Origin of the sequence: Nitrobacter sp. 62-23 (genome assembly GCF_001897285.1) — a bacterium.
In the GTDB taxonomy this organism is placed as follows: Bacteria; Pseudomonadota; Alphaproteobacteria; order Rhizobiales; family Xanthobacteraceae; genus Nitrobacter.
On sequence record NZ_MKSM01000104.1, the window covers coordinates 12,475 to 36,070 of the forward strand.

21 protein-coding genes and 2 tRNA genes are annotated in these 23,596 nt (G+C 62.3%); 14 read left to right on the forward strand and 9 right to left on the reverse strand.

Features of this window, described 5'->3' with window-relative positions:
• Nucleotides 1–52: 52 nt before the first annotated feature.
• The gene (locus BGO16_RS10565; protein WP_292618653.1) at nucleotides 53–2,338 is read left to right on the forward strand and encodes an adenylate/guanylate cyclase domain-containing protein; all 2,286 of its coding nucleotides are present in this window, start codon (nucleotides 53–55) and stop codon (nucleotides 2,336–2,338) included.
• A gap of 104 nt (nucleotides 2,339–2,442) precedes the next feature.
• Here the strand turns inward: BGO16_RS10565 and BGO16_RS10570 are convergent, their stop codons facing one another.
• From BGO16_RS10570 to BGO16_RS10580, 3 genes are all read right to left on the reverse strand, one after another.
• Nucleotides 2,443–2,931, reverse strand: a complete 489-nt coding sequence (locus BGO16_RS10570) for a cupin domain-containing protein (protein WP_292618655.1) — start codon at nucleotides 2,929–2,931, stop codon at nucleotides 2,443–2,445.
• 13 nt (nucleotides 2,932–2,944) lie between these two features.
• Nucleotides 2,945–4,072, reverse strand: a complete 1,128-nt coding sequence (locus BGO16_RS10575) for an S-(hydroxymethyl)glutathione dehydrogenase/class III alcohol dehydrogenase (protein ID WP_292618656.1) — start codon at nucleotides 4,070–4,072, stop codon at nucleotides 2,945–2,947.
• A gap of 270 nt (nucleotides 4,073–4,342) precedes the next feature.
• Nucleotides 4,343–5,005, reverse strand: coding sequence for a peroxiredoxin (locus BGO16_RS10580; protein ID WP_292618657.1), 663 nt, complete (start codon nucleotides 5,003–5,005; stop codon nucleotides 4,343–4,345).
• Between the two features lie 373 nt (nucleotides 5,006–5,378).
• Between BGO16_RS10580 and BGO16_RS10585 the strand changes: the two genes are divergently transcribed.
• The 3 genes from BGO16_RS10585 to BGO16_RS10595 all read left to right on the forward strand — a co-directional run bounded on the left by BGO16_RS10585 (nucleotide 5,379) and on the right by BGO16_RS10595 (nucleotide 8,495).
• On the forward strand, nucleotides 5,379–5,951 hold the full coding sequence (locus BGO16_RS10585) for a hypothetical protein (RefSeq protein ID WP_292618720.1): 573 nt from the start codon (nucleotides 5,379–5,381) through the stop codon (nucleotides 5,949–5,951).
• A gap of 157 nt (nucleotides 5,952–6,108) precedes the next feature.
• A complete protein-coding gene (locus BGO16_RS10590) occupies nucleotides 6,109–8,124 on the forward strand; it encodes an acetyl/propionyl/methylcrotonyl-CoA carboxylase subunit alpha (RefSeq protein WP_292618658.1) in 2,016 nt (671 codons plus the stop codon).
• Nucleotides 8,125–8,195: 71 nt separating this feature from the next.
• Nucleotides 8,196–8,495, forward strand: a complete 300-nt coding sequence (locus BGO16_RS10595; protein ID WP_292618659.1) for an acylphosphatase — start codon at nucleotides 8,196–8,198, stop codon at nucleotides 8,493–8,495.
• Between the two features lie 57 nt (nucleotides 8,496–8,552).
• Here BGO16_RS10595 and lipB read toward each other — a convergent pair whose 3' ends face one another.
• Nucleotides 8,553–9,275 carry a lipoyl(octanoyl) transferase LipB gene (gene lipB / locus BGO16_RS10600; RefSeq protein ID WP_292618660.1) on the reverse strand — a complete coding sequence of 241 codons (723 nt, stop codon included), beginning with the start codon at nucleotides 9,273–9,275 and terminating at the stop codon, nucleotides 8,553–8,555.
• A gap of 63 nt (nucleotides 9,276–9,338) precedes the next feature.
• Between lipB and BGO16_RS10605 the strand changes: the two genes are divergently transcribed.
• Nucleotides 9,339–9,581, forward strand: a complete 243-nt coding sequence (locus BGO16_RS10605) for a FliM/FliN family flagellar motor switch protein (protein ID WP_292614625.1) — start codon at nucleotides 9,339–9,341, stop codon at nucleotides 9,579–9,581.
• A 224-nt stretch (nucleotides 9,582–9,805) separates the two neighbouring features.
• Nucleotides 9,806–9,890, forward strand: a tRNA-Leu gene (locus tag BGO16_RS10610).
• A gap of 452 nt (nucleotides 9,891–10,342) precedes the next feature.
• Here the strand turns inward: BGO16_RS10610 and BGO16_RS10615 are convergent.
• Both BGO16_RS10615 and BGO16_RS10620 read right to left on the reverse strand, forming a co-directional pair.
• On the reverse strand, nucleotides 10,343–10,831 hold the full coding sequence (locus tag BGO16_RS10615) for an NUDIX domain-containing protein (protein ID WP_292618662.1): 489 nt from the start codon (nucleotides 10,829–10,831) through the stop codon (nucleotides 10,343–10,345).
• Nucleotides 10,832–11,087: 256 nt separating this feature from the next.
• A tRNA-Ser gene (locus tag BGO16_RS10620) sits at nucleotides 11,088–11,177 on the reverse strand.
• A gap of 465 nt (nucleotides 11,178–11,642) precedes the next feature.
• Between BGO16_RS10620 and BGO16_RS10625 the strand changes: the two genes are divergently transcribed.
• The 5 genes from BGO16_RS10625 (at nucleotide 11,643) to BGO16_RS10645 (ending at nucleotide 16,263) form a co-directional block, all read left to right on the forward strand.
• Entirely contained in the window at nucleotides 11,643–11,903 is a 261-nt protein-coding gene (locus tag BGO16_RS10625) for a PilZ domain-containing protein (RefSeq protein ID WP_292618663.1), read from the forward strand.
• A gap of 175 nt (nucleotides 11,904–12,078) precedes the next feature.
• Complete coding sequence (locus BGO16_RS10630; protein WP_292618664.1) at nucleotides 12,079–13,017, forward strand: septal ring lytic transglycosylase RlpA family protein; 939 nt, start codon at nucleotides 12,079–12,081, stop codon at nucleotides 13,015–13,017.
• Nucleotides 13,018–13,346: 329 nt separating this feature from the next.
• A complete protein-coding gene (locus BGO16_RS10635) occupies nucleotides 13,347–14,534 on the forward strand; it encodes a D-alanyl-D-alanine carboxypeptidase family protein (RefSeq protein ID WP_292618665.1) in 1,188 nt (395 codons plus the stop codon).
• On the forward strand, nucleotides 14,534–15,226 hold the full coding sequence (gene tmk / locus BGO16_RS10640; protein WP_292618666.1) for a dTMP kinase: 693 nt from the start codon (nucleotides 14,534–14,536) through the stop codon (nucleotides 15,224–15,226). Before BGO16_RS10635 ends, tmk begins: the two co-directional genes overlap by 1 nt.
• Nucleotides 15,223–16,263, forward strand: a complete 1,041-nt coding sequence (locus BGO16_RS10645) for a DNA polymerase III subunit delta' (protein ID WP_292618667.1) — start codon at nucleotides 15,223–15,225, stop codon at nucleotides 16,261–16,263. The genes tmk and BGO16_RS10645 overlap by 4 nt, the downstream gene beginning before the upstream one ends.
• Nucleotides 16,264–16,306: 43 nt before the next feature.
• Here the strand turns inward: BGO16_RS10645 and BGO16_RS10650 are convergent, their stop codons facing one another.
• Complete coding sequence (locus BGO16_RS10650) at nucleotides 16,307–16,765, reverse strand: hypothetical protein (RefSeq protein ID WP_292618724.1); 459 nt, start codon at nucleotides 16,763–16,765, stop codon at nucleotides 16,307–16,309.
• Between BGO16_RS10650 and metG the strand changes: the two genes are divergently transcribed.
• From metG to BGO16_RS10665, 3 genes are read left to right on the forward strand one after another with little or no spacing between them, the layout of a single operon-like run.
• Nucleotides 16,665–18,302, forward strand: coding sequence for a methionine--tRNA ligase (gene metG, locus BGO16_RS10655; RefSeq protein WP_292618721.1), 1,638 nt, complete (start codon nucleotides 16,665–16,667; stop codon nucleotides 18,300–18,302). The genes BGO16_RS10650 and metG overlap by 101 nt on opposite strands.
• Before the next feature lie 11 nt (nucleotides 18,303–18,313).
• Entirely contained in the window at nucleotides 18,314–19,105 is a 792-nt protein-coding gene (locus BGO16_RS10660) for a TatD family hydrolase (RefSeq protein ID WP_292618668.1), read from the forward strand.
• Complete coding sequence (locus tag BGO16_RS10665; RefSeq protein WP_292618669.1) at nucleotides 19,102–19,926, forward strand: MBL fold metallo-hydrolase; 825 nt, start codon at nucleotides 19,102–19,104, stop codon at nucleotides 19,924–19,926. The genes BGO16_RS10660 and BGO16_RS10665 overlap by 4 nt, the downstream gene beginning before the upstream one ends.
• A gap of 16 nt (nucleotides 19,927–19,942) precedes the next feature.
• On the opposite strand, the gene BGO16_RS10670 is transcribed toward BGO16_RS10665, so the two are convergent.
• A complete protein-coding gene (locus BGO16_RS10670; protein WP_292618670.1) occupies nucleotides 19,943–21,586 on the reverse strand; it encodes an acyl-CoA synthetase in 1,644 nt (547 codons plus the stop codon).
• A gap of 95 nt (nucleotides 21,587–21,681) precedes the next feature.
• Nucleotides 21,682–23,574, reverse strand: a complete 1,893-nt coding sequence (locus tag BGO16_RS10675) for a TRAP transporter large permease subunit (RefSeq protein ID WP_292618671.1) — start codon at nucleotides 23,572–23,574, stop codon at nucleotides 21,682–21,684.
• Nucleotides 23,575–23,596 lie beyond the last annotated feature (22 nt).

A 23,596-nucleotide genomic window follows, 5' to 3' on the forward strand; every position in this document is an offset into this window, starting at 1 on the left:
TTCGCCGTTTTTGTAAAACGACGAAGGACTCCAGTTGCGTCGGGGTCGAACGGTGAAGACTGCGGCGCATCTCCGCGGCACCTTGGGCGTGCGCATCACACGGGCGGTGGCACGTCTGCGCCGGCTGACGCGCAACAAGAATCTCCGCGCCGTCGGTGCGGCGGTGGTGACGCTTGTCCTGCTCACGTCGCTGCGCGCTTACGATCCGCGCATCGTCACCGAATTGAAAGAGCGCACGTTCGATACCTATCAGCGGCTCAAACCGCGAGCCTATACCGACCTGCCGGTGCGGATCGTCGATATCGACGAGGCCTCGATCGCCGAATACGGACAATGGCCATGGCCGCGGACGCGGCTTGCCGCGCTGACGCGGAGGCTCGCCGATCTTGGCTCCGGCGTGATCGCATATGATGTCGTTTTTTCGGAGTCGGATCGCACCACGCCGAGCCGGCTCGCCCAGGACTTGAAGGATTCCGGCGTCCCCGATCTCGACCAGACCATGAAGCTGCTTGCGAACCTGCCGGATCATGACCGGGCGTTCGCGGACGCCATCAGCAAGACCGGGGTCGTGCTCGGCTTTGCCGCCAGCACCACAGCCAATGCCCAGCGCCCGCCAGTGCGGGCCGGGCTGGCCTTCGTCGGTGTCAACCCGGCCAAGGTGCTGGTGCCGTTTCACGGCACAGTGTCGAGCCTGCCGATTCTCAACGACGCGGCCGCGGGCATCGGCGGCATCAATCTGAGTTCGCACGATCGCGCCGGCATCGTCCGCCGCGTCCCGATGCTGTTTTCCGATGGCGCGAACGTTTATCCGGGCCTCGCGGTCGAGGCGTTGCGCGTCGCCCAGAACCAGAGAAGCATCATCGTCCGCGGAACCGGCTCGAGCGGCGACAGCGACACCGGCCACGCTGCGCTGATTGATATGCGGGTCGGGCAATTCAAGCTCCCGCTGACCAGCAACGGCGAATCCTGGGTCTATTTCAGCCGCGACCAACCGCAACGCTATGTGTCCGTGAAAGACATTCTCGATCCCGCCAAGGAGGCCGCAGTCAAGCCTCTGATCGATGGCGCGATCGTTCTCGTCGGCGCATCGGCCGCGGGCCTGATGGATGCGCGGGCGACGCCGCTCGGGGGATTGGTTCCGGGCGTGGCGATCCAGGCCCAACTGATCGAACAAATCCTCGCGCAGGATTTCATCGAGCGCCCGGATTGGTCGAACGGGCTTGAGATCGTCCTGACCGTTCTGTTCGGTGCGCTGGTCGCCGGCCTGGTGCTGGCGTTCGGCGCCCGGTTTTCATTCTATGCCGGCGGCGTGGTGTTCCTTGCTGGGCTCGCCGGATCATGGATTGCGTTTTCGCATTTCCGGTTGTTGATCGATCCGATCTTTCCCGCGCTGGCGGCGCTGGCGGTTTATATCGCGGTGGAACGCGTACTTCACGTTGCTTCCGATCATGAAAAGAAATTCGTGCGCCAGGCCTTCGGCCAATATCTCGCGCCGGAACTACTCGCACGACTTGAAAATTCGCCACAGGCGATGCGCCTTGGCGGTGAGTCCCGCGACATTTCCGTGATGTTCATGGATGTGCGCGGCTTTACGCCGATCTCCGAGGCCCTGTCGGCGACAGAGCTGGTCGATTTCATCAACACGCTGCTGGCGCCGTTGTCGGATGCCATCCAGGACGAGATGGGAACGATCGACAAATATATCGGTGACTCGATCATGGCGTTCTGGAACGCGCCGGTGGAGGTTCCCGATCATGCGACCCGGGCCTGCCGCGCCGCGCTCAAGATGCGCGCCGCGATTGATGCGCTTAACGGCTCCGACGTCTTCGGATTTTCTGCCCGCGGCTTCGAGGACCCTCGCGTCAGGATCGGGGTCGGCATCAATGCCGGACTGGCCTGCGTCGGCAACATGGGATCGCAACGGCGATTCAACTATTCCGCCATGGGCGACGTTGTGAACGTTGCGGCCCGGATCGAGTCTGCGAGCAAGGCGTTCAATGCGGACCTTCTGGTCTCGGAAGACGTGGCGCAGCGGGCAAAAGGAATCGCGTTACTGGAGGCAGGCGAAATTCTTTTGAAAGGCAAGTCGCGGCCAACCAAGATTTACGCGATTGCGGGAGACGAGGTGGTGGCGGCATCGCCGGAGTTCGCCGAATGGAAGCGCCAGCACGGCGCGTTGCTTGCTGCGATCAAAGCCGGTCACGTGCAGGATGCGGATGCGGCGCTGGCGCGTTGCCGTGAACTCGCCGGCGATGACATGCGGGATTTCTATCGCCATTTCGCTGAACAAGCAGCAACGCTTGAGTCCGCTTCGGCAGGCAAGCTGGTGCATCGATGACCGCATCGCTCCGGATTTTCGCCGGAATGTGCTGCCGCCCTCAAGAAAACGCGTCAATCAAAATCATAGAGCCCCGCTTCTGATCCGTCAGAAGCGGAAAGGCTCTAGCCGTAAGGTGTTCCGTCCTTGCGTGTAAATACCCAGTGGCCGGGCGCAGCCATTTTCGCCTGAATATCATCGGCGGGGTAGCTGCCTTCGTCGCCGGGTGAACGATCGCCGATCTCGATATAAACCACGTCGGCAGCCGTCCGATTGACGAGGTGATGGGCACGGCCGGCAGCTGGAAAACCCGCGCACATGCCAGGCTCGAGATCGATCTCACCTTCATCCGTGACGAGGGTCGGCCGTCCTTCGAGGATGTAGATGAATTCGTCCTGCTTGCTGTGCCGGTGCAGCAACGCGGATTCCCCGCCAGGAAACAGCCTGGTCAGGTTCACGCCGAAATTTGTCAGGCCGAAATGATCGCCCAGCGGACGTTTTTCCCGCTTCAGCATCCGCGAGAAAAATGGCTCGGGATAGTTCGACGGCTTCGTGCGGAGCGGAGTATCGACTGCGACAAGCGCGAGAGGCGGTTGCTTTGTGGAATCGCTCATGCGCTATTTCGATTCAGAACGTCACGACGCTGCGGATCGACTCGCCTTTGCGCATCAGGTCGAACGCCCGGTTGATGTCGTCGAGCGGCATGATGTGAGTGATCATCGGGTCGATCTCGATCTTGCCCTGCATGTACCAGTCGACGATTTTCGGCACGTCGGTGCGGCCGCGCGCGCCGCCGAACGCGGTGCCTTTCCAGACCCGCCCGGTGACGAGCTGGAACGGCCGCGTCGCGATCTCCGCGCCGGCGGAAGCAACGCCGATCACGATCGACTGTCCCCAACCGCGATGACAGGCTTCGAGCGCCTGGCGCATCACCTTGACGTTGCCAGTGCAATCGAAAGTGTAGTCGGCGCCGCCGATCTGATCGGCACCGGACTTGGTCATGTCGACAAGGTGAGGGACGAGGTCCTTGCCCATGTCCGTCGGGTTGACGAAGTGCGTCATGCCGAAGCGTTCGCCCCACGCCTTGCGGTCGTCGTTGATGTCGACGCCGATGATCATGTCGGCGCCGGCGAGCCGCAGCCCCTGCAGCACGTTCAATCCGATACCGCCGAGGCCGAACACGATCGCCTTGGCGCCGGGCTCCACCTTCGCCGTATTGATGACTGCGCCGATGCCGGTGGTGACGCCGCAGCCGATGTAGCAGACCTTGTCGAACGGCGCGTCATCACGGATTTTCGCGACCGCGATCTCCGGCAACACGATATAATTGGCGAAGGTCGACGTGCCCATGTAGTGGTGGATCTTCCTGCCATCAAGCGAGAAGCGGGACGTGCCGTCGGGCATCAGTCCCTGGCCCTGGGTGGCGCGGATCGCCGTGCAGAGGTTGGTCTTGCGCGACAGGCATGACGGACATTGCCGGCATTCCGGCGTGTAGAGCGGAATGACGTGATCGCCTTTCTTCACCGACGTCACGCCCTTGCCGACATCAACGACCACGCCGGCGCCCTCATGGCCGAGGATCGCCGGAAACAAACCTTCCGGATCGGCGCCGGACAGCGTGAACTCGTCGGTGTGGCAGACGCCGCTGGCCTTGATCTCGACCATGACTTCGCCGTCGCGCGGCCCGTCGAGTTCCACGGTCGTGACTTCCAGCGGCTTGCCGGCGGCAATGGCGACTGCGGCGCGAACGTGCATGGTGATTTCCATTCTCTGTCGGTGGGGAGGTTGCGCGCGTCGCCGCGCAACCTGTTGTCATCATCTGGAGTCTTTCACCATTTCCATGAAACGGTGAAAGACTCCAGATTCTCGATTTGACGCGTTTTCTTCACGCGAACCGGATTCCACTTCGCCCGAAAACGCTATAGCATAGGTTCGTGCGTGCATGGCGGCAACCGCAGGGCATGCCATAAAAAGAAAGGGACGCCGCAGCGTCCCTTCATGCACACTTTCGAACTCGAGGAAGGCCTAGTCCTTCGGCTGCTCGACAATGCGGAAATACGGCTTCGGTGATTTCCAGCCCTTGGGGAATTTCTTGCGCGCCTCTTCCTCCGGCACCGCAGCGGAGAAGAACACGTCGTCGCCCGGTTTCCAGTCCGACGGCGTGGAGACGCCATGCTTGGCGGTGAGTTGCAGGGAGTCGATCGCGCGCAGCACTTCCTGCCAGTTGCGGCCGGTGCTCATCGGGTAGACGAAGACCAGCTTGATCTGCTTGTCAGGACCGATCACGAAGATATTGCGGACAGTCTGGTTGTCCGCCGGCGTCCGCTTGCTGACGTCGCCCGAGGTGCTGGCCGGGAGCATGCCGTAGAGCTTGGCGACGTTGAAATCGACGTCAGCGATCAACGGATAGTTCGGCGCGACGCCTTGCGTCTCCTCGATGTCCTTGGACCACAGATGATGCTTGTCGGTCGGGTCGACGCTGATGCCGATCAGCTTGACGCCGCGCTTGTCGAACTCCGGCTTGAGCCGCGCGACGGCGCCAAGCTCGGTCGTGCAGACCGGCGTAAAGTCTTTCGGGTGAGAAAAGAAAAGCCCCCAGCCGTCGCCGAGCCATTTGTGAAAGCTGATGTGGCCTTCGGTGCTCTCGGCTTCGAAGTCCGGCGCAGGCGAACCAATCGATAAAGTCATCGTCACGTCCTTGTGTCAATTAACGGCGGGATATGGCGAATATAGGCGGCGGGAGCAGGAAACGGAACCGGTTATGAAAAAGACAATATCTTTTTTTCCGGCAGTCGTTGCGGAGCATCTTCCTGTCGGGGCCCGGCTGATGTGACGAATTAACGCCTACGGCTTTGTGATCGAGATGCCGCGATGTTGCCGCGACCATGCCCCACGCGCGCCGGAGCGTATTGCGATCGAGTTGAACCGCGATGCGCATCGCGGCGACGAACCGGTAGTCGGTCATTCAAGACGGCGACGGATCGTCGGATTTTAACGAACGATTCACACCCGCGTGAAATTGATCTGATCCAGAAGTGAGACCTCCAACATGCCCTCCGCCATGCCTTCCGACACGTTCGCCGCCGTCGGTCCGATCGACATTTCCACCATTGTCAGCCCGCAGGCGGTTGTCGAAGCGCTCATCACGGTGCGGGATGGCGTCATCACGGGGGAGGGACCTACCGCGCACGGCCGCATTCACTTTTCCCGCGTGCTCGATTCGACCGATACGTCCTGGTGCGAGCGGCTCCTGACGGTTGTCGCCGTGGATAACCACCCGGTGAGCCGGGAGGAGGCCGAAGCCCTGTTTGAAATCAACGATGCCGCGACCGAGCGCAGCGACGACGGGCGGTTCGACGATCTTTTTGCCAAGGCGATCGTGCACCACGCCGCGTCCGCTTCGGGTCTGCCGGTGCCGCCGCGCAGCATCGCGCTGTCGCCGGCGACCGCCATCGAGAGTTGGGCGCCGACCAGGGCAGTGGGCGTCAATATCGAAGTGCTGGAATGGATCGCAACCCAGATGCGTGGCAAACGGCGCAGCAATCGTCATCTGATGGCGCTGGTCGCGAGCCTGATCGGGGCGGCGACCCTGCCGCTGATGCATCTCCCGAACCTTCTCGATCTCGGCATGTAGGCCGCCGAGCAATCTTGCGTGGACGTTCCGGCTGAAAAGCCTTTGCTCCTGTTTTCTTTTTTCTATACGACGGAATGGTTCGCCGCGTCCCAAGGCCAGATCGCGCACACCGTCCGCAAGACTGGACCGCGCCTCAAGGTTGCAGGTCAACAGGCAGATGTTCAAACGGATACTGATCGCCAATCGCGGCGAGATCGCCTGCCGGATCATCAAGTCGGCTCGCCGGATGGGCATCGAAACCGTAGCCGTGTATTCGGAAGCCGATCGCGACGCACTTCACGTCCAGATGGCCGATGAGGCCGTTCTGATCGGACCGCCGCCGGCGGCCGAGAGCTATCTCGTCATCGAGAAAATCGTGGACGTCTGCCGCACGACCGGGGCGCAGGCCGTTCATCCCGGCTACGGCTTCCTGTCGGAGCGCGAGGCGTTTGCGCGCTCGCTCGCCGACGCCGGCCTGGTTTTCATCGGGCCCAATCCCGCCGCGATCGCCGCAATGGGCGACAAGATCGAATCCAAAAAGGCCGCGGCAAAGGCCGGGGTTTCGACCGTTCCGGGCTTCCTCGGCGTGATCGAGGACGACCGGCACGCCGTCAGGATCGCGGACGAGATCGGCTATCCCGTGATGATCAAGGCGTCGGCGGGAGGCGGCGGGAAGGGCATGCGCATTGCGCATGCGAGCGCCGAGGTCGCCGAAGGGTTCAATCTCGCGAGGGCGGAGGCGAAGTCGTCATTCGGCGACGACCGGGTCTTTATCGAGAAGTTCATCGTCGATCCCCGCCATATCGAAATCCAGGTGCTCGGCGACAAGTATGGCAACACGATCTACCTCGGCGAGCGCGAGTGCTCGATCCAGCGGCGAAATCAGAAGGTCATCGAGGAGGCGCCGTCGCCGCTGCTCGACGAAGCCACGCGGCGCAAGATGGGCGAACAGGCCGTCGCGCTGGCTCGGGCCGTGAACTACGACTCGGCGGGCACTGTCGAATTCGTCGCCGGCCAGGACAAGAGCTTCTACTTCCTCGAAATGAACACGCGGCTGCAGGTCGAGCATCCGGTCACGGAACTGGTCACCGGCATCGATCTGGTCGAGCAGATGATCCGCATCGCAGCCGGAGAAAAACTCCCGATCGCGCAGCAAGATGTGAAGCTGACGGGATGGGCGGTTGAATCGCGCGTCTATGCGGAAGATCCATTCCGCGGTTTCCTGCCCTCGGTCGGCCGCCTCGTCAAATATCGTCCGCCGGCGGAAACGAACCGCGACGGCATCATCGTGCGCAATGATACCGGCGTGTACGAGGGCGGCGAGATTTCCATTCACTACGATCCGATGATCGCCAAACTCGTGACGCACGGGCCCTCGCGCCGCGCCGCCATCGAGGCGCAGGCTCACGCGCTCGACGCGTTTTACATCGACGGCATCCGGCACAACGTTCCTTTTCTGTCGGCCCTGATGCACCATCCGCGCTGGCGCGCCGGCCATCTCTCGACCGGCTTCATCGCCGAGGAATTCCCTAACGGATTTACGGCGCGGACACCGCAAGGCGAGACGGCGTTCAGGCTGGCCGCGGTGGCGGCTGCCATCGATCACGTGCTCGGCGAACGCAAGCGGCGGATTTCCGGCCAGATGTCCGGCCGCGTCGTCAGGCGTGAAGGTCGCCGCGCGGTCTGGCTCGGCCGCGATGAAATCCTGCTCGATGTCGCCCGCGAGGACGATGCCATCGCGATCCGCTTCGTCGGCAAGGATGGGGATTTCGGCGATGCACAGCGGCTGCTTTCGCGCTGGGTGCCGGGCCAACCGGTCTGGCAAGGTACGATCGACGACAATCCGGTCGCGATGCAGGTGAGGCCGATCGCAAACGGATTCCGGCTCGCGCATCAGGGCTTCGAGGTCGCGATCAACGTGTTCACCGAAACCGAGGCGGCGGCGGCGCGGCTGATGCCGGCGGCGACGGCGGCCGATAACGGCAAGAAGCTGCTGTGTCCGATGCCGGGCCTCGTCGTTTCGATCGCCGTGACGGAGGGACAGGAAGTCAAGGCCGGCGAGACGCTGGCGGTGATCGAAGCCATGAAGATGCAGAACGTACTGCGGGCCGAGCAGGACGGAGTCATCAAGAAGATCGCGGCGGTCCCCGGAGCGACACTGGCGGTCGATGCGCTGGTTCTCGAATTTGCGTGAGACGGCGGTGTTCGCCAGTGCCTTGAAGCCTTGCCTGACCGCAGTGTGAGGTTGTCGGAAATGAAACGCTAATGGACGATGTGGTTCGTCAGGTCGTGATCCGTGGCCGCGTCCAGGGCGTCGGCTTCCGCTACTGGACGATGATCGAAGCCATTCGTCTCGGCGTTGCCGGCTGGGTGCGCAACCGCCGTGACGGCAGCGTCGAGGCCTTGTTCACGGGGCAGGCCGAAGCCGTCGCCGACATGGTGGCGCGCTGCCGGAACGGACCGGAATTCGCGCGCGTCGATGCGGTCGAAGATCAGCCTGTGATGGCGGACGCCTTGAAGTTGATCCGGCCCGGCGAGCGCTTCTCACAACTTCCGACGGTGTAAGCAGACCGACGGCGCCACGGCCTGCGACCAAGCGGTTTCGTACCAGCAACGCGGAGGTCAGGTGTCTTTTCCTGGCATACGCAAATCCGACCCGAACACTTCTGCGAACGCTCGCCGGAGCGCGATGTCGACATCCGCCAGCCCGATGCGAAGGCCGAGATCGGCCAGGCTGGTGACGCCGTAGCGCGGGTCGGTGACGCCGCATGGCACGATGGCATCGAAATGTCTGAGGTCGGGTTCGACGTTGAGCGAGACGCCGTGGAACGATACCCAGCGGCGTAGCCGCACGCCGATCGCCGCGATCTTGTCCTCATGGCCCGATCCCTTGTCCGGGCGCGCCACCCAGACGCCGACCCGGTCCTGCCGCCGTTCGCCGTTGACGTCGAAAGCGCGGAGCGTGCGGATGATCCATTCCTCAAGTCCGGCGACGAACGCCCGCACGTCGGGACGGCGACGCTTCAAGTCGAGCATGACATAGGCCACGCGCTGGCCGGGGCCGTGATAAGTCACCTGGCCGCCGCGCCCGGTCGAAAACAGCGGAAAGCGGGTCTGCAGCAGATCGCCTTCGCGCCCGCTGGTGCCGGAAGTGTAGAGCGGGGGGTGCTCCAGCAGCCAGACCAGTTCCGACGCTTCGCTCGAGGCGATCGCGGCCGCCCGTGCCTCCATGGCGGCAACAGCCTCCGGATAGAGCACCGGTGCGTCGGACAAGACCCAATCGACAGGACTGCCGGGCGAGGCTGCGAGCGGCTTCAAATCGAGAAGCTGGCGGTCATTAACCATTGTCTAACCATAACGTGGTGGTCTTGGACCGTATCAATTTGCATGGTCCGTGAGTCCGTATTCGTGGCGACGCTCGATAAAGTATCTGTCGATCTCATGGTGGTCCTGGGGACCACGTCGATGCCCGTTCATCAGGTGATGCGGCTCAGCCGCGGCGCCATCATCGAACTGGACGCCACCGAGCAGGACGAGGTCAAGATCCTCGCCAACAACATGCCGGTCGCCAGCGGGGTGGTGATGGTCAACCGCAACCGCATCGCTGTCGAAGTCAAACAGATGCTGCCAAGAACGCCAGACCGCAGATAAGCGCGGACTTGCGGGTCCGCAACGAACGGACCCGAGAGAGGCGGCGGGATCAAGGGCATATCCGAAATCCCTGATTCCAGTATGGTTATGGCTTCCAGGCAATACTGTTTCGAACCGTTTTGCCTCGGGGAAGAACGGTTCGCCGGGCCTTGTCCCCCCACCGTTGTTTTGTTACATCGGCGCCGTCGATCCAGTCGGGGCGCGAGCCTCGGCTTCGGTCCAAAGCGCTCGTGGCGGAATTGGTAGACGCGCTGCCTTGAGGTGGCAGTGAGTAACATCGTGGGGGTTCGAGTCCCTCCGAGCGCACCAATCGCAGATTTTCCCGGCCGGGGCTTGGCGCCACGCTGGCTATCTGCCGTCCGTTGACGACAGTTCGCGTCCAAAGCCTCGCTATAGGCATCCCGCATGGCCCGAACCCACGGTGAACACTAATAAATTGACCGCTTTTGAGCTGCATCGCAACGTGTTGGGATGACGGCAATGGGGTCGTAAGCTGCCTTTGCCGACCTTCGAGATTTATCGGGCTGTAGTGTAGAAACGGCGGTTCTCAGCCTCGCTTGGTGCGAGTGCGGTGATCGGCGGCAATAGCGCACTATAGAGAGCATTCGGCGGGATGGCGGAAAGGAGACGAAGAAGGCGAGAACTACACCTACGCTATAGCCCTATAGTTTGGGGCGAGGGCGAATGGCCATCGGGGTGGGGAGCGGACTGGCGGCCTTTGAGCGGATCCGTGAAGAAGCCGACAAGATCAGTGCCCCGCCTTATGAGGTAGAGATAATTTGCAGCTTTTCCGGGTATTCTCCCGAAAGGATTGGGCGGAGAAGGTCAGAGAGACCAATCGGGAAAATCAGGTCCGTGGCCTCTTCAATTTCCTGAATGCTCCACCATCGCATCCCTAAAATTTGCTGATGCTCATGCTCTGTCCACCCGTCCTTGCTAAGCTCCTCAGTCACGGAGTGGGCAACAATGAAGTGCTCCTTGAACGTTATCCCCCAAGCGCCACCCCTTATGCTATCTTCGCCATACCAGACCACCGGACCAAGGGTCACGGCGGTGATGCCCGTTTCTTCCTTGATCTCGCGAAGGGCCGTATCGGCGATAGTCTCACCTACCTCAATCCCGCCACCGGCAGTCGTCCAGCAAGGGCGATCTATCCCTGACGGGCCTGTGTTCCGGTATCGGATTAACAGAACTCTTCCCAAAGGCGAGATAAGGACTACTCGCACACGGCTTGGCGTCGAAGGTGTCATCTAACGGCACCGGTGAAACGTCAGGTTGTTGCGATGATCATCCTGCATGATGTGCGCGCTTGTGGTAAGAAAGAACTTAATGGCTGCTTTTAGGCTTCTGCACAACGTGCCGGAATGACCAAAATGGGGTCGATAGCTGCCGTCGCTGCTCAAGATATATCGGGCTGTAGCGTAAAATCGGCGGTTTACTCCCTCACCCGATGGCAATGCGGTGATCGGCGGCAATATCGCGCTATGGAGGGCTATCGGCGGTGTTTGGCGGAAGGGGTGGGATTCGAACCCACGGTACCCTTGCGGGCACGCCGGTTTTCAAGACCGGTGCCTTAAACCACTCGGCCACCCTTCCATCCCGGGAGTTGGATCGCTTAGCGCACGCCTTGGCGGAGCGCAATGCGACGAGGTTTTTAAACAAGTGGGGTTGGCGAACATGATCCGGTCATGCTGCCCGGACTTTCCTTCAGGAAAGCCTCAACCGCTCCAATAAAATGGTATATTTCACAGTAATATGCATAGACATTTTTATTTTTACCTTGAGCCGAAGCCGCGCCCTTTGCGCCTTGTGTCGCCCGGGGGTGCAGACGTGCGCTCGCCGCTTGGGATCGATTGATAGCCGCGGGGAAAACTGACCGGGGTGCTCGTGGCGAGGTAAGATGTAATAAAGGGAGCCGACGCTACAGAACGTCAGGTATATTTGTGTTTCGTTAGGCTGGTCGCGCTAGAATTCATCCAGCGAGAGAGAGCAAGACTGCGCGCGATTATAGGTCACATTTAAATCCGAAATAATACGTTCCTGCAGACGATGAAATCACCCATGGAAGATCGCCGCAAACATCCGCGAGTCGGAATCGACGAACCGGCTTATATTTCCGCGGGCGGGCTGAGCATGCGGTGCCGGCTCCTGAACGTATCCTCCGAGGGAGCCGCTCTCGAAGTCCCGGATCCAACTTTTGTCCCGTCGGATTTTCAGCTCATGACCGAGAAGGACCGCGTGATTCGGCGCTGCCGGGTGATCTGGATCAAGAAGAACAGGGTTGGAGTTGCTTTCGATCAGTCCGGCATGAGGGGCGGCTGATCATGCCGGGCAACAAGCTTTGATTTACCACGCGTTTGGTCTTCCGCAGGCCTTCCCCATTTCCGCCGTGTTTACGCTGAGATATGTTCGCCGGCGTGATGGGGGCGTGGGCCGGATCATGCCGACCGGCGCGTGGATGCGTGGTATCGCGTCGGGGAACGGGTCTCGGGGACGGATGGGGAAACCAGTTTCAGATCGAATCGGACGTGCTGCGTGCGCTATAGCAGCCGCAGGCGCGTGCCTGATGCTGGCCAACTGTAGTTCATCGGGCAAATTGAGCCGGATCGATCCTAAATACGGAGTTTCGAGCAGTCCGCGGGTCGTCGCCTTCGGCGAACCGGTGCCGAAAGGCGGCGGCACATATCGGGTCGGCAAGCCTTACACCGTTGCCGGGCGTGTCTACGTTCCGGAGGAAAACACCCGTTACCGCGCCGAAGGGCTCGCTTCCTGGTACGGCGATGATTTCCACGGCCGCCTGACTGCCAACGGCGAAGTTTTTGACATGACCTCGCTGTCCGCCGCGCATCCGACGCTGCCTTTGCCGTGTTACGCGCGAGTGACCAACCTCGGCAATGGCAAATCCCTCGTCGTTCGCGTCAACGACCGCGGACCGTATCATGGCAACCGGGTGATCGACGTCTCGAACAAAGCCGCGGAATTGCTGGAGTTCAAACGAAACGGCATCGCGCGGGTGAAGGTCGAATATGTCGGACGGGCGCCGCTCGAAGGTTCGGATGACAGGCAATTGATGGCGACCTTGCGGACCGGCGAACCGGCTCCCTCGCCATCCACGGTCAGGATCGCATCGGCGCGGCCGTTCGTGCCTGAACTCGCGTCGTCCGGACGCGCGATCAGCGGCGACGTTCCCACGCCGGACGGGCGGCCTTATACGCTCGGACATACCTCGATGGACGTTGCCTCGATCAACGCGACGTCCGAAATGTCGGCGTCCGGCCGCGCCCGGTCACACCCGCAGGCGCGGGATAATCCGCGGGCGGTCTCCTACGACGCCAGCGGCGACGATGTGGCGAAGGATGTCCGCCCGGTCTCCGCCTACGCGCCGGTCGATCCGCGCGGGCCGAGCGAACTGCTCTCGGGCCGCGGACTCTACTGAGCGCAGCTCACCTGCAACCGATCGGCCGTATCGATGTTCCGGTCGGATTCGCTGACGCGGGCGCCTCGTGTTGTTCGCGATAGCCCCAACTGTTAGAATCCGCCATTATCAGGTGAGAGTGCTCCTCTTTGCCTCTCCCAACCGGTCGAGGACGGGCGTATACGCCCTTACGCCCTTGGGAAGAGTCGGCACCGTAAGTCTTCGACGCGCCAGGGTGCCGGATGAGGGGAAACGTGAACCGCTCCAGAACGCTCTAATTCGGAACACGGTGCATGAGAGCCAGACTTTCCACGCCAGCCGGAAGCCGGGGATTCATACGGTGCGGTCTGATGGCCGCCCTCGTCACCCTCGCGATCGGGATTGGGAACGTTGCGCTTGCTGCCAACAACAGCGTGCAGGGCGCCAGGAAGGAAGAGGGCTTCGAGACCGGCGCCCCGACCGCAATTCTGATCGAAGCCAACAGCGGCAGCGTACTGTTCGAAAAGAACGCCGACGAACTGCGGGCGCCGTCCAGCATGATGAAGCTGATGACGGTGGAGGTGGTGTTCGACGCCATCAAGAAAGGCCAGATCAAGCTCACCGACGAGTTCCTCATCAGCGAGAATACCTGGCGCAAAGGCGGGGCGCCCTCCGGAGGATCGACCATGTTCGCGGCGATCAACAGCCGTGTCTCGGTCGATGATCTCCTGCACGGCGCGATCATCCAAAGCGGCAACGACTCCTGCATGGCGCTGGCGGAGGGCATCGCCAATAATGAGAGCGTCTTCGCGGAAAAGATGACGGCGCGGGCGCGGGAACTGGGCATGACCCGCTCGACCTTCGCCAATTCCAACGGCCTTCCGGATCCCGGCAACAAGATGTCGGTTCGCGAGCTTGCGGTTCTGGCGCGCCACATCATCCTGACGTACCCGGAATTCTATAAGCTGTTCGGTGAACGCGAATTCACCTGGAACAAGATCCGCCAGTTCAACCGCAATCCGCTTTTGACCGCGATGGAGGGAGCGGACGGATTCAAGACCGGCTATACCAAGGAGGGTGGCTACGGCATGGTCGGCTCGGCCGTTCAGAACGGCACGCGGCTGATCGTGGTGGTGAACGGCCTTGGGAGCGCTGATGACCGCGCGTCCGCGGCGAAGAAATTGCTGGAATGGGGGTTTCGGAATTTCGAAGTCCGGACCCTGTTCGCGGCGGAACAGCCGATTGGCTACGCCAAGGTGTTCGGGGGCGACAGCGGCTCGGTCGGGGTCGCGGCATCAGAGCCGGTCCAGGTCATGGTCCAGAAGAACGGCAACGACAAACTGCTCGCGCGCATCGTCTATGACGGACCGGTCCACGCGCCGGTTGCGCCGGGGCAGTCCATCGGACTGATCAAAATATGGCGCGGCAAGGAAGTCGCAGTCGAAACGCCGGTTCATGCCACGAACGCCGTGGGCGTCGGCTCGACGATGCGCCGCGCCATGGACGGCGCGATCGAGCTTGTCATCGGGATGGTGCGCTCGGGCGCCGAGAAACTCTGATGATCGCGGCCGCGGCCAATGCGGGCCCGGAGCGCGGGCGCTTCATCACCTTCGAAGGCGGCGAGGGGTCGGGCAAATCGACGCAGATCAAGATCCTCGCCGAACGCCTGAACGCTGCGAAGCTGCGCACCATCGTCACGCGGGAACCCGGGGGCTCGCCGGGCGCCGAAATCATTCGTCACCTCGTATTGTCCGGCATGGGAAAGCTGCTCGGCGCCGATGCCGAAACCTTGCTGTTTGCGGCCGCACGCGACGATCATGTTCATACTGTCGTCAAGCCGGCGCTGGAGCAGGGCATCTGGGTGCTCTGCGATCGGTTTGCGGATTCGACGCGCGCCTATCAGGGACGGCTGGGGAATGTGCTGCCTGGCGTGCTGAACGCGATGGAGAGGGTCACGATCGGCGATCTCAAGCCTGACCTGACCGTGATTCTCGACATCCCGGTGGAGATCGGAATGCAGCGCGCCGCCGCGCGCCGCGGCAGTTTTGCACCGGATCGCTTCGAGGCCGAGGACATTGCGTTTCACCGGCAACTTCGCGACGCTTATCGGGACATCGCCGCCAGCGACCCGCAACGCTGCGTGGTGATCGATGCCAATGCCGACGTCGCAACCGTCGCCGCGTCCGTATGGACAGCGCTGCGCGATCGCGTGCTGACTGCGGACCCCGTCAAGGAAGTCACACGCACATGATCGCCCGCTCCACGGCCGCGGAGATATCGGTCAAGCATCCCCGCGAAACGACCGCATTTTTCGGCCATGGCGAGGCGGAGCGAACGTTGCTCGACGCCTATCGTGGCGGTCGTATTCCGCACGCATGGCTGATCGGAGGCGCGCCGGGGATCGGCAAGGCGACGCTGGCCTACCGGATGGCGCGATTCGTGCTTGCGCACGGCGATCCCGCGCTGTCCGACGTGCAATCGGCGCAGACGCTCGAACTTGACCCGACGCATCCGGTTGCCCGGCATGTCGCGGCCGACACGCATGGCGGACTCCTGACATTGGAGCGGATGCCCAACGACAAGGGCGTGTTGCGCACAGTCATCAGCGTGGAGCAGACGCGGGAAACGATCGCCTTTTTCGGTTCGACCGCGGCCATCGGCGGCTGGCGGGTGTGCATTGTCGATACCGTCGACGAACTCAATCCCAATGCCGCCAATGCGCTGCTCAAGGTGCTCGAGGAGCCGCCGCGGCGGTCGCTGTTCTTTCTGATCAGTCACGCGCCGGCGCGGCTGCTGCCGACAATCCAGTCGCGCTGTCGCAAGCTGATGCTGCGGCCGCTGGCGACCGCCGATGTGATTCGTGCGGCGGCCGAAGCAGGGCGGCTCGCGCCCGACGATGCATCGTTGCGGGAAGCCGCCGACGCAGCGGAGGGAAGCGTGGCGCGGGCGCTGGCGCTGATGGGGGGCGGAGCGCTGAAGCTCCACCAGCGGACGACGGTGCTGCTGGATAGCCTTCCCCAGGTCGACCCGCGCGAACTGCACATGCTGGGCGACGCGCTCGGCGGCAGCGATCGAGCCGCGCTCGGCGCCTTCGTCGACAGTGTCGACCGCTGGATCGGCGAACGCCTTCGTGTCGGCGATGCGAACGCCGATCTTCCTCGTCTTGCACGGCTCGCGGAGGTATGGGAAAAGATCAACAACGCCGCGCGCGAGACGGAGACCTACAATCTCGAGCGGAAACCGCTGGTTTTCTCGGTGTTCGGGCTTCTGGCAGAAGCAACGCGATAATAACGCTCCGCTCACGATCGTTTTTCAAAACCCCGCCTGAAACTCATAAGGAATTTGTGGTGGCTCCCGCTAAAAAGAAAACGGCAAAAAAATCCCGCGTGAAGCCGCGCAAACAGCGCCGCGTCGTTGCCGCCAAAGCGCGCAGCAAAAAGGCCGGCGCTCGCAAGATCAGCAAACGCGGAAAGACGAGCGCGAAGGCAACGACGAAAGCGCGCGCGCCGAAGAAGGCCAAGAAAGCCGCAAAGAAGATTGTAAAAAAAACGGTCAAGCGAAAGGCCAAGAAAACAGCCAAAAAGCGGTCGACGACAAAAGCCCCCCGAAAAACGGCGGCGAAAAAGGGAACTCCAAAACAATCTGTGACGAAAAAGTCCGTGACAAAAAAGTTTGCGGCAAAACGGCCGGTGACGAAGCGTCCGGCGAGGGCCGTAAAACCCGCACCAACGGTCCCGTCTGATCCGGCTGCGACTCCGGCATCTTCAAGCGCGCCGCCGTCGAGCGCCAATACGTTCTACATCACGACAGCCATCGTGTATCCGAACGGCGCGCCGCATATCGGTCACGCATATGAGGCCATCGCCACGGACGCGCTGGCGCGTTTCCAGAGGCTCGATGGCAAGGACGTCTTTTTTCTGACCGGCACCGATGAGCACGGCCAGAAGATGGTGCAGACCGCGCAGCGTGAAAACATATCAGCTCTCGAACTCGCCACACGGAACGCCGAATTGCTGCGCAAGCTCGACGAGACCCTGAACATCTCGTTCGATCGGTTCATTCGCACCTCGGAATCCGCGCATCATCGCTCGGTGCAGGAAATCTGGAAGCGCATGGCGGCGAACGGCGACATCTATCTGTCGAACTACGCTGGCTGGTACTCTGTGCGCGACGAAGCCTATTACGCCGAGGACGAGACCGTCGTCGGCGAAGACAACGTGCGGCGCGGCCCGCAGGGCACGCCGGTCGAGTGGGTGGAGGAAAAGAGCTATTTTTTCAAGCTGTCGTCCTATCAGGACAGGCTGCTCGCGCTGTACGAAAGCCAGCCGGATTTCATAGGCCCGGATTCCCGCCGCAACGAAGTCGTCAGTTTCGTGAAGGGTGGGCTGAAGGATCTCTCGATCTCGCGCACGACCTTCGATTGGGGCATCAAGGTGCCGGACGATCCCGAGCACGTCATGTATGTCTGGGTCGACGCGCTGACGAACTACATCACCGGCGTCGGCTTTCCGGACGAGAGCGACAGGAACTGGCGCTACTGGCCTGCCGACGTTCATATCATCGGCAAGGACATCATCCGCTTTCATGCTGTGTACTGGCCTGCCTTCCTGATGTCGGCGGGCATTCCGTTGCAGAAGCGTGTCTATGCGCACGGCTTTCTGTTCAATCGCGGAGAGAAGATGTCGAAGTCGGTCGGCAACGTCGTCGATCCCTTCAACCTCGCCGCACAATACGGCGTCGATCAGATGCGCTACTTCTTCCTGCGCGAAGTGCCGTTCGGGCAGGACGGCAGCTATAACCACGAGGCGATCGTGGCGCGCATCAATGCCGACCTCGCCAACGACTTCGGCAATCTTGCCCAGCGCTCCTTGTCGATGATCGCCAAGCAGCACGACGGCGTGCTGCCCGAGCCCGGAGATTTCAGCGACGCCGACAAGGCGATCCTTGCGCAGGCCGACGGCATGATCGCGCTCGCGCGAGAAGCGATGAGCACGCAGCAGATTCATCAGGCGCTCAACGCGATCTGGGCTGTCGTCGCCGAGGCCAACCGCTATTTCGCCGGCGAGGCGCCCTGGGTGCTGGCCAAGACCGATCCGGCGCGGCAGAAGACGGTACTCTATGTCACCGCCGAGGTGGTGCGCCAGATCGCGATCCTCGCGCAGCCCGCGATGCCGGCCGCATCCGCCAGGATGCTCGACATTCTCGGCATTCCCGCGGATGAACGAAATTTTGCGCTGCTCGGCGGCCACGTCCGCATCAAGCCGGGCACGACATTACCGCCGCCGGTCCCCGTGTTTCCGCGCTATGTCGAACCGTCCTTGACCTGACCGCAAACCAGATGCTTGTCGATAGTCATTGCCATCTCGATTTTCCTGATTTCGCCGATGAGCTCGACGCTGTCGTCGCGCGCGCAGAAGCGGCAGGGGTGGGGCGCATGGTGACGATCTCCACTCGCGTGAGGGAACAGGAGAGGCTGCTTGCGATCGCGGAGCGATTTTCGAATGTCTACTGTTCGGTCGGCACGCATCCGCATCACGCCAACGAAGAGGACGGCATCACGCCGGACGAACTCGCCGCGCAGACGCAGCATTCGAAGGTCGTGGCGCTAGGGGAGGCGGGGCTCGATTATTTCTACGAAAACGGCTCACCCGAGGCGCAGGCGCGGGGATTCCGTGCTCACATCGCCGCCGCCCGCGCCACCGGTCTGCCGCTGGTGATTCACACCCGCGAGGCGGATGAGGATTGCGGACGCATTCTCGATGACGAAATGGCGAAGGGACCGTTTCGCGGCGTGCTGCATTGCTATACTGGCGGCCGCGAACTCGCGATGAAGGCTGTTGCGCTTGGATTGTACATCGGCTTCACCGGAATCCTGACGTTCAAGAAATCCGATGCGTTGCGCGCGCTCGCTGCCGAGTTGCCCGAGGATCGCATTCTGGTCGAGACCGATGCGCCATATCTTGCACCCGGCAAGTTTCGCGGCAAGCGCAACGAACCCTCCTATGTCGTGGAGACGGCCAAGGTGCTGGCCGATGTGCGCGGCGTTTCGCTCGAAGAGATGTCACGGCAGACCACGGAAAATTTCTTCCGGCTGTTCTCCAAAGTGCCGCGCGGGGAGGTAATCGCATGACGGTGACGCTAACCATTCTCGGGTGCGGATCGTCGGCCGGCGTACCGCGTCCTGCGCTGGGCTGGGGCGCCTGCGATCCCACCAATCCGAGAAACCGCCGCCGCCGCTGCTCGCTGTTGGTGGAACGCGCATCGGAGCAGGGGACAACGCGTGTCCTGATCGATACGTCGCCGGACCTGCGGGAGCAGTTGATCGACGTCAACGTCGATCACATCGATGCGGTGTTTCTCACGCACGAACACGCCGACCAGACACACGGAATCGACGACCTGCGCTCCATCGTGCTGCATCAGGGCCAGCGGATTCCGGTGTATCTCAATCAATCGACATCCAAGGAAATTCTGGCGCGCTTCTCTTACTGTTTCGTGTCGCCCGAGGGCAGCGGCTATCCGCCAATCCTGGACAGCCTCTCCATCGAGGCGGGCGAAAGCCAGGCGATCGATGGCAAGGGCGGCACCCTCACGCTGTTGGCCTTTCACGTACAGCACGGCAACATTCCGGCGCTCGGTTACCGGATCGGCAACGCTGCCTATACGCCCGACGCGCACGACATTCCGCATGAAAGCTGGCAGGCGCTGCAAGGCCTCGATCTGTGGATCATCGACGGACTGCGATACGCGCAGCACCCCAGCCATTTCAGCATCGCGGACGCACTGTCGTGGATCGACCGCTTCAAGCCCAAGCGCGCCGTCATCACCAACATGCACGCCGATCTGGACTACGAGGTGCTGCGCCACGAGTTGCCGGAAAATGTCGTGCCGGCCTATGACGGGATGCGGCTTCAGATCGGCGACCCCAGCCTCATCTCGACGCTCGAATAGCAGGGCAAGAAATAGCTTAAGCCGAGATCGCCTTCGCCGAATTGACCTGACTCCTCAGCAGGAACTTCTGGATCTTTCCCGTCGATGTCTTCGGGATCGTCCCGAACACCACGGCCTTCGGCGTCTTGAATCCCGGTATGCGCTCGCGGCAAAAGCCGATGATATCTGCCTCGGTCGCGTGCGCGCCGTCTTTCAGTTCGATGAAGGCGCAAGGCACCTCGCCCCACTTGGCGTCCGGTTTGGCGACCACGGCGGCGAACAGCACGGCAGGGTGCTTGTACAGGACGTCCTCGACCTCAAGCGAGGAGACGTTTTCGCCGCCGGAAATGATGATGTCCTTGGAGCGATCCTTGATGATGACATAGCCGTTCTCATCGAGCACTCCGAGATCGCCGGTATGAAACCATCCGCCGGCGAAGGCTTCTTTCGTCGCCTTCTCGTTCTTGAGGTAACCCTTCATCACGATGTTGCCGCGGAACATGACCTCGCCGACGGTCTCGCCGTCGCGCGGCACCTCGCGCATCGTCTCCGGGTCAATGACGGTGATGGCTTCCTCGAGCGGATAAGACACGCCCTGCCGTCGCTTGAGTTGGGCGCGCTGGTCGGCGGGGAGGTCGTCCCAACCCGGCTGTTCGGCGCAGACCGCAGCGGGACCGTAGGTCTCCGTCAGTCCGTAGACATGAGTGAGCTTGATGCCGATGCTTTCCGCGCCCTCCAGCACGGCGACCGGGGGCGCTGCGCCGGCGATCAGCCCGATGATCGGCCGGGCGGCTTTGCCCTTGGGCGCGCCGGGTGCGTTGATCAAGGTGTTGTAGACGATCGGCGCGCCGCACATGTGGGTGACGCCGTGCTTCGGGATAAGCTCGAAAATCCTGACGGGATCGACCTTGCGCAAGCAGACGTTTACGCCCGCCGCCGCCGCAACGCTCCAGGTGAAGCACCAGCCGTTGCAGTGGAACATGGGCAGGGTCCAGAGATAGGACGGATGCTGCCCCAGCCCGCCGGCCAGAATATTGCTGATAGCATTGATGTATGCGCCGCGATGGTGCGTGACCACGCCCTTCGGATTGCCCGTGGTGCCGGAGGTGTAGCTCAGCGCGATTGCGTCCCACTCGTCCAGCGGCGGCACGGCGATGAAATCCGGATCCCCGGCGGCGACGGCCGCCTCATATTCGATTTCGCCGATGCGCTCGCCGCCGGTAAAGGCCGCGTCATCCACGTCGATGACGAAGGGTTTGGGGCCGGTCATCAGCGCCAGCGCCGCGGCGATCACGGCGGAGAACTCCGGATCGACCAGAACGACCTTTGCGCCGCCATGGTCCAGCATGAAGGCGAGGGAGGCCGCCTCAAGGCGGATGTTGAGCGGGTTGAGTATGGCGCCGGTCATCGGCACGGCGAAATGGACCTCGTTCATCGCCGGGACGTTCGGCAGCATCACCGCCACGGTATCGCCGCGCCCGATTCCGCGCCCCGCGAGATATGATGCAAAGCGTCGGCAGCGGGTAAAGGTCTCAGCCCAGGTGAAGGTGCGCCCCTCGTAGACAGTACTCGTCAGGCCGGGATACACAGCCGCGCTCCGCTCAAGGAAGCTCAGTGGCGTCAGCGGCACGAAGTTGGCGGCGTTCTTGTCCAGACCAACATTGTATTGATTTTCGATCATATCTTTTACCCTTCAATATTTTGCGAAGGATTCTTTATTTTCCGCTCCACCTATATCAGAAAATAGAGACGGAAGACCGACCAACTCTCTGGTCTTTATTCCAGAAATCCAATCGAAATCCATGGAAACGCGGCCACGGCGATCAAGCCGATCAACAGTGCCAGCATGTACCCCCAGATCGGCCTGATCCCGTCGGCAGGATCGACGCGGCCGATGGCGCAGGCGGCATAATAGCCTACGCCGAAGGGCGGAGCGAACAGGCCCATGCCCATGGCCAGAATGACGACCATCGCATAGTGAACCTCGTGAATCCCGACGGCTCTGGCGATGGGGAACAGCAGCGGACCGAACAGCACGACGGCCGGAATACCTTCGAGCACGCTGCCGAGAACGGCGAAGGCCGCGATCGAGACGGCGAGGAAGGCGCCGCCGCCACCGGGCAGGCCGGCCATCGTGGCCGCCAGAGACCGGGAAAAGCCCGACTGTGTCAGCCCCCAGGCCATCGCGGTCGCCGCTCCGATGATAAGCAGGATCGCCCCCGATAAAGCGGCGGTTTCAATCAGCATCGGCAGCAACCTACGCCAGTCGAACCGACGATAGAGCAACAGGCCTGCGAGAACGGCATAGACGATACCGATGGTCGACACCTCCGTCGCGGTCGCGATTCCTTCGACAACGGCGGCGCGGATCACGAACGGCAGCGCCAGCGCGGGCAGGGCAACGACGAACGTCCGGACGATCTCGCCGGCCCCGGCCTTTTTGATGTGGCTCAGGTCGTCGCCACGGTGCCGCCACCACACCAGCGCCGACAACGTGATCGCCAGCACGGCGCCGGGAAGCAATCCGCCGGTGAACAGCGCCGCGATCGATACACCGGTCACCGAGCCGATCGTGATCAACACCAGACTCGGCGGAATGGTTTCGGTCTGGGCGCCGGTGGCAGCGAGCAGGGCGACGAGGTCACCCGGTTCGGCTCCGCGCTTCTTCATCTCCGGAAACAGCACGGGAGCCACGGCCGCCATGTCCGCCGCCTTGGCCCCGGAAATGCCTGACACCAGATACATCGCGCCGACCAGCACATAATGCAGGCCGCCGCGAACATGGCCGAGCAGGCTGGCAAGGAACGCCACCATGGCGCGCGCCATCCCGGTCATTTCGATCAGCAGGCCGAGGAAAACGAACAGCGGAACGGCGAGCAGGATGAGGTGGCTCATGCCCTCGTCCATCCGTCCGACCAGCACAGTTAAAGGCGTTCGCGTCGTCAGCGCCAGGTATCCGTAGGTCGCAAGACCGAATCCGAAGGCGATCGGCACGCCTGCGAACACGCAGACTCCAGCCACGCCGACGAAAAAGATCAGGAGGTTCAGGTTACCCAGCGGCAGCAGCCACGGCTGCATCAGCCAGAATGCGGAAATCACGACGACGACGGTCGCGACCGCGCCGAGCAGGGTCCGCATGTTGCCGGTGCGCACCAGCCGCAGCAGCGCGAAGACGGCCATCAGGCCAACGCCCACCGGCAGCGCCGCGGTGCGCCACGCGTTGGAAATCTGCAACGCCGGCGTGGTGATGAAGCTTTCGTCATAGGCATAGTCCCACGACGGCCGGACTATCAGGATCAGGAAGGCGAGGGCCGCGCAAACCGCGACTGCGTCGAGAAAGGCGCGTTGCGCGGGACGAGACTGCGCGACCAGCGCGGTCATGCGCATGTGCTCGCCGCGGCGGAACGCCGCGACCGCACCCAGCATCGCCAGCCACAGGAACAGGACGGATGCCAGTTCATCGGACCAGATGAGCGGCCGGTGCAGCAGGTAGCGGGAAACCACGCCCGCGAACAGCACTACGATTTCCGCGGCGACGAGCGCGGCTGCCGGCACTTCGACGAGATAGCCGAGACAGGCGTCGAGCGATGCCCCGAGCGGATGCCGGCGCGGGGTATCCGGCGTTTCCACGTCAGCCGTCGCGCCTCCCGTACCTTCGGCGTGAGCCATCTTGATCTCCTGGCGTCCGAGG

Bases quoted from the DNA above. Each gene is read 5' to 3' on its own strand.
- BGO16_RS10570 (WP_292618655.1), bottom strand. From the start codon at position 2,931: ATGAGCGATTCCACAAAGCAACCGCCTCTCGCGCTTGTCGCAGTCGAT.
- BGO16_RS10575 (WP_292618656.1), bottom strand. From the start codon at position 4,072: ATGCACGTTCGCGCCGCAGTCGCCATTGCCGCCGGCAAGCCGCTGGAA.
- BGO16_RS10580 (WP_292618657.1), bottom strand. From the start codon at position 5,005: ATGACTTTATCGATTGGTTCGCCTGCGCCGGACTTCGAAGCCGAGAGC.
- BGO16_RS10585 (WP_292618720.1), top strand. From the start codon at position 5,379: ATGCCTTCCGACACGTTCGCCGCCGTCGGTCCGATCGACATTTCCACC.
- BGO16_RS10590 (WP_292618658.1), top strand. From the start codon at position 6,109: ATGTTCAAACGGATACTGATCGCCAATCGCGGCGAGATCGCCTGCCGG.
- BGO16_RS10595 (WP_292618659.1), top strand. From the start codon at position 8,196: ATGGACGATGTGGTTCGTCAGGTCGTGATCCGTGGCCGCGTCCAGGGC.
- lipB (WP_292618660.1), bottom strand. From the start codon at position 9,275: ATGGTTAATGACCGCCAGCTTCTCGATTTGAAGCCGCTCGCAGCCTCG.
- BGO16_RS10615 (WP_292618662.1), bottom strand. From the start codon at position 10,831: ATGACACCTTCGACGCCAAGCCGTGTGCGAGTAGTCCTTATCTCGCCT.
- BGO16_RS10625 (WP_292618663.1), top strand. From the start codon at position 11,643: ATGGAAGATCGCCGCAAACATCCGCGAGTCGGAATCGACGAACCGGCT.
- BGO16_RS10630 (WP_292618664.1), top strand. From the start codon at position 12,079: ATGGGGAAACCAGTTTCAGATCGAATCGGACGTGCTGCGTGCGCTATA.
- BGO16_RS10635 (WP_292618665.1), top strand. From the start codon at position 13,347: ATGGCCGCCCTCGTCACCCTCGCGATCGGGATTGGGAACGTTGCGCTT.
- tmk (WP_292618666.1), top strand. From the start codon at position 14,534: ATGATCGCGGCCGCGGCCAATGCGGGCCCGGAGCGCGGGCGCTTCATC.
- BGO16_RS10645 (WP_292618667.1), top strand. From the start codon at position 15,223: ATGATCGCCCGCTCCACGGCCGCGGAGATATCGGTCAAGCATCCCCGC.
- BGO16_RS10660 (WP_292618668.1), top strand. From the start codon at position 18,314: ATGCTTGTCGATAGTCATTGCCATCTCGATTTTCCTGATTTCGCCGAT.
- BGO16_RS10665 (WP_292618669.1), top strand. From the start codon at position 19,102: ATGACGGTGACGCTAACCATTCTCGGGTGCGGATCGTCGGCCGGCGTA.
- BGO16_RS10670 (WP_292618670.1), bottom strand. From the start codon at position 21,586: ATGATCGAAAATCAATACAATGTTGGTCTGGACAAGAACGCCGCCAAC.
- BGO16_RS10675 (WP_292618671.1), bottom strand. From the start codon at position 23,574: ATGGCTCACGCCGAAGGTACGGGAGGCGCGACGGCTGACGTGGAAACG.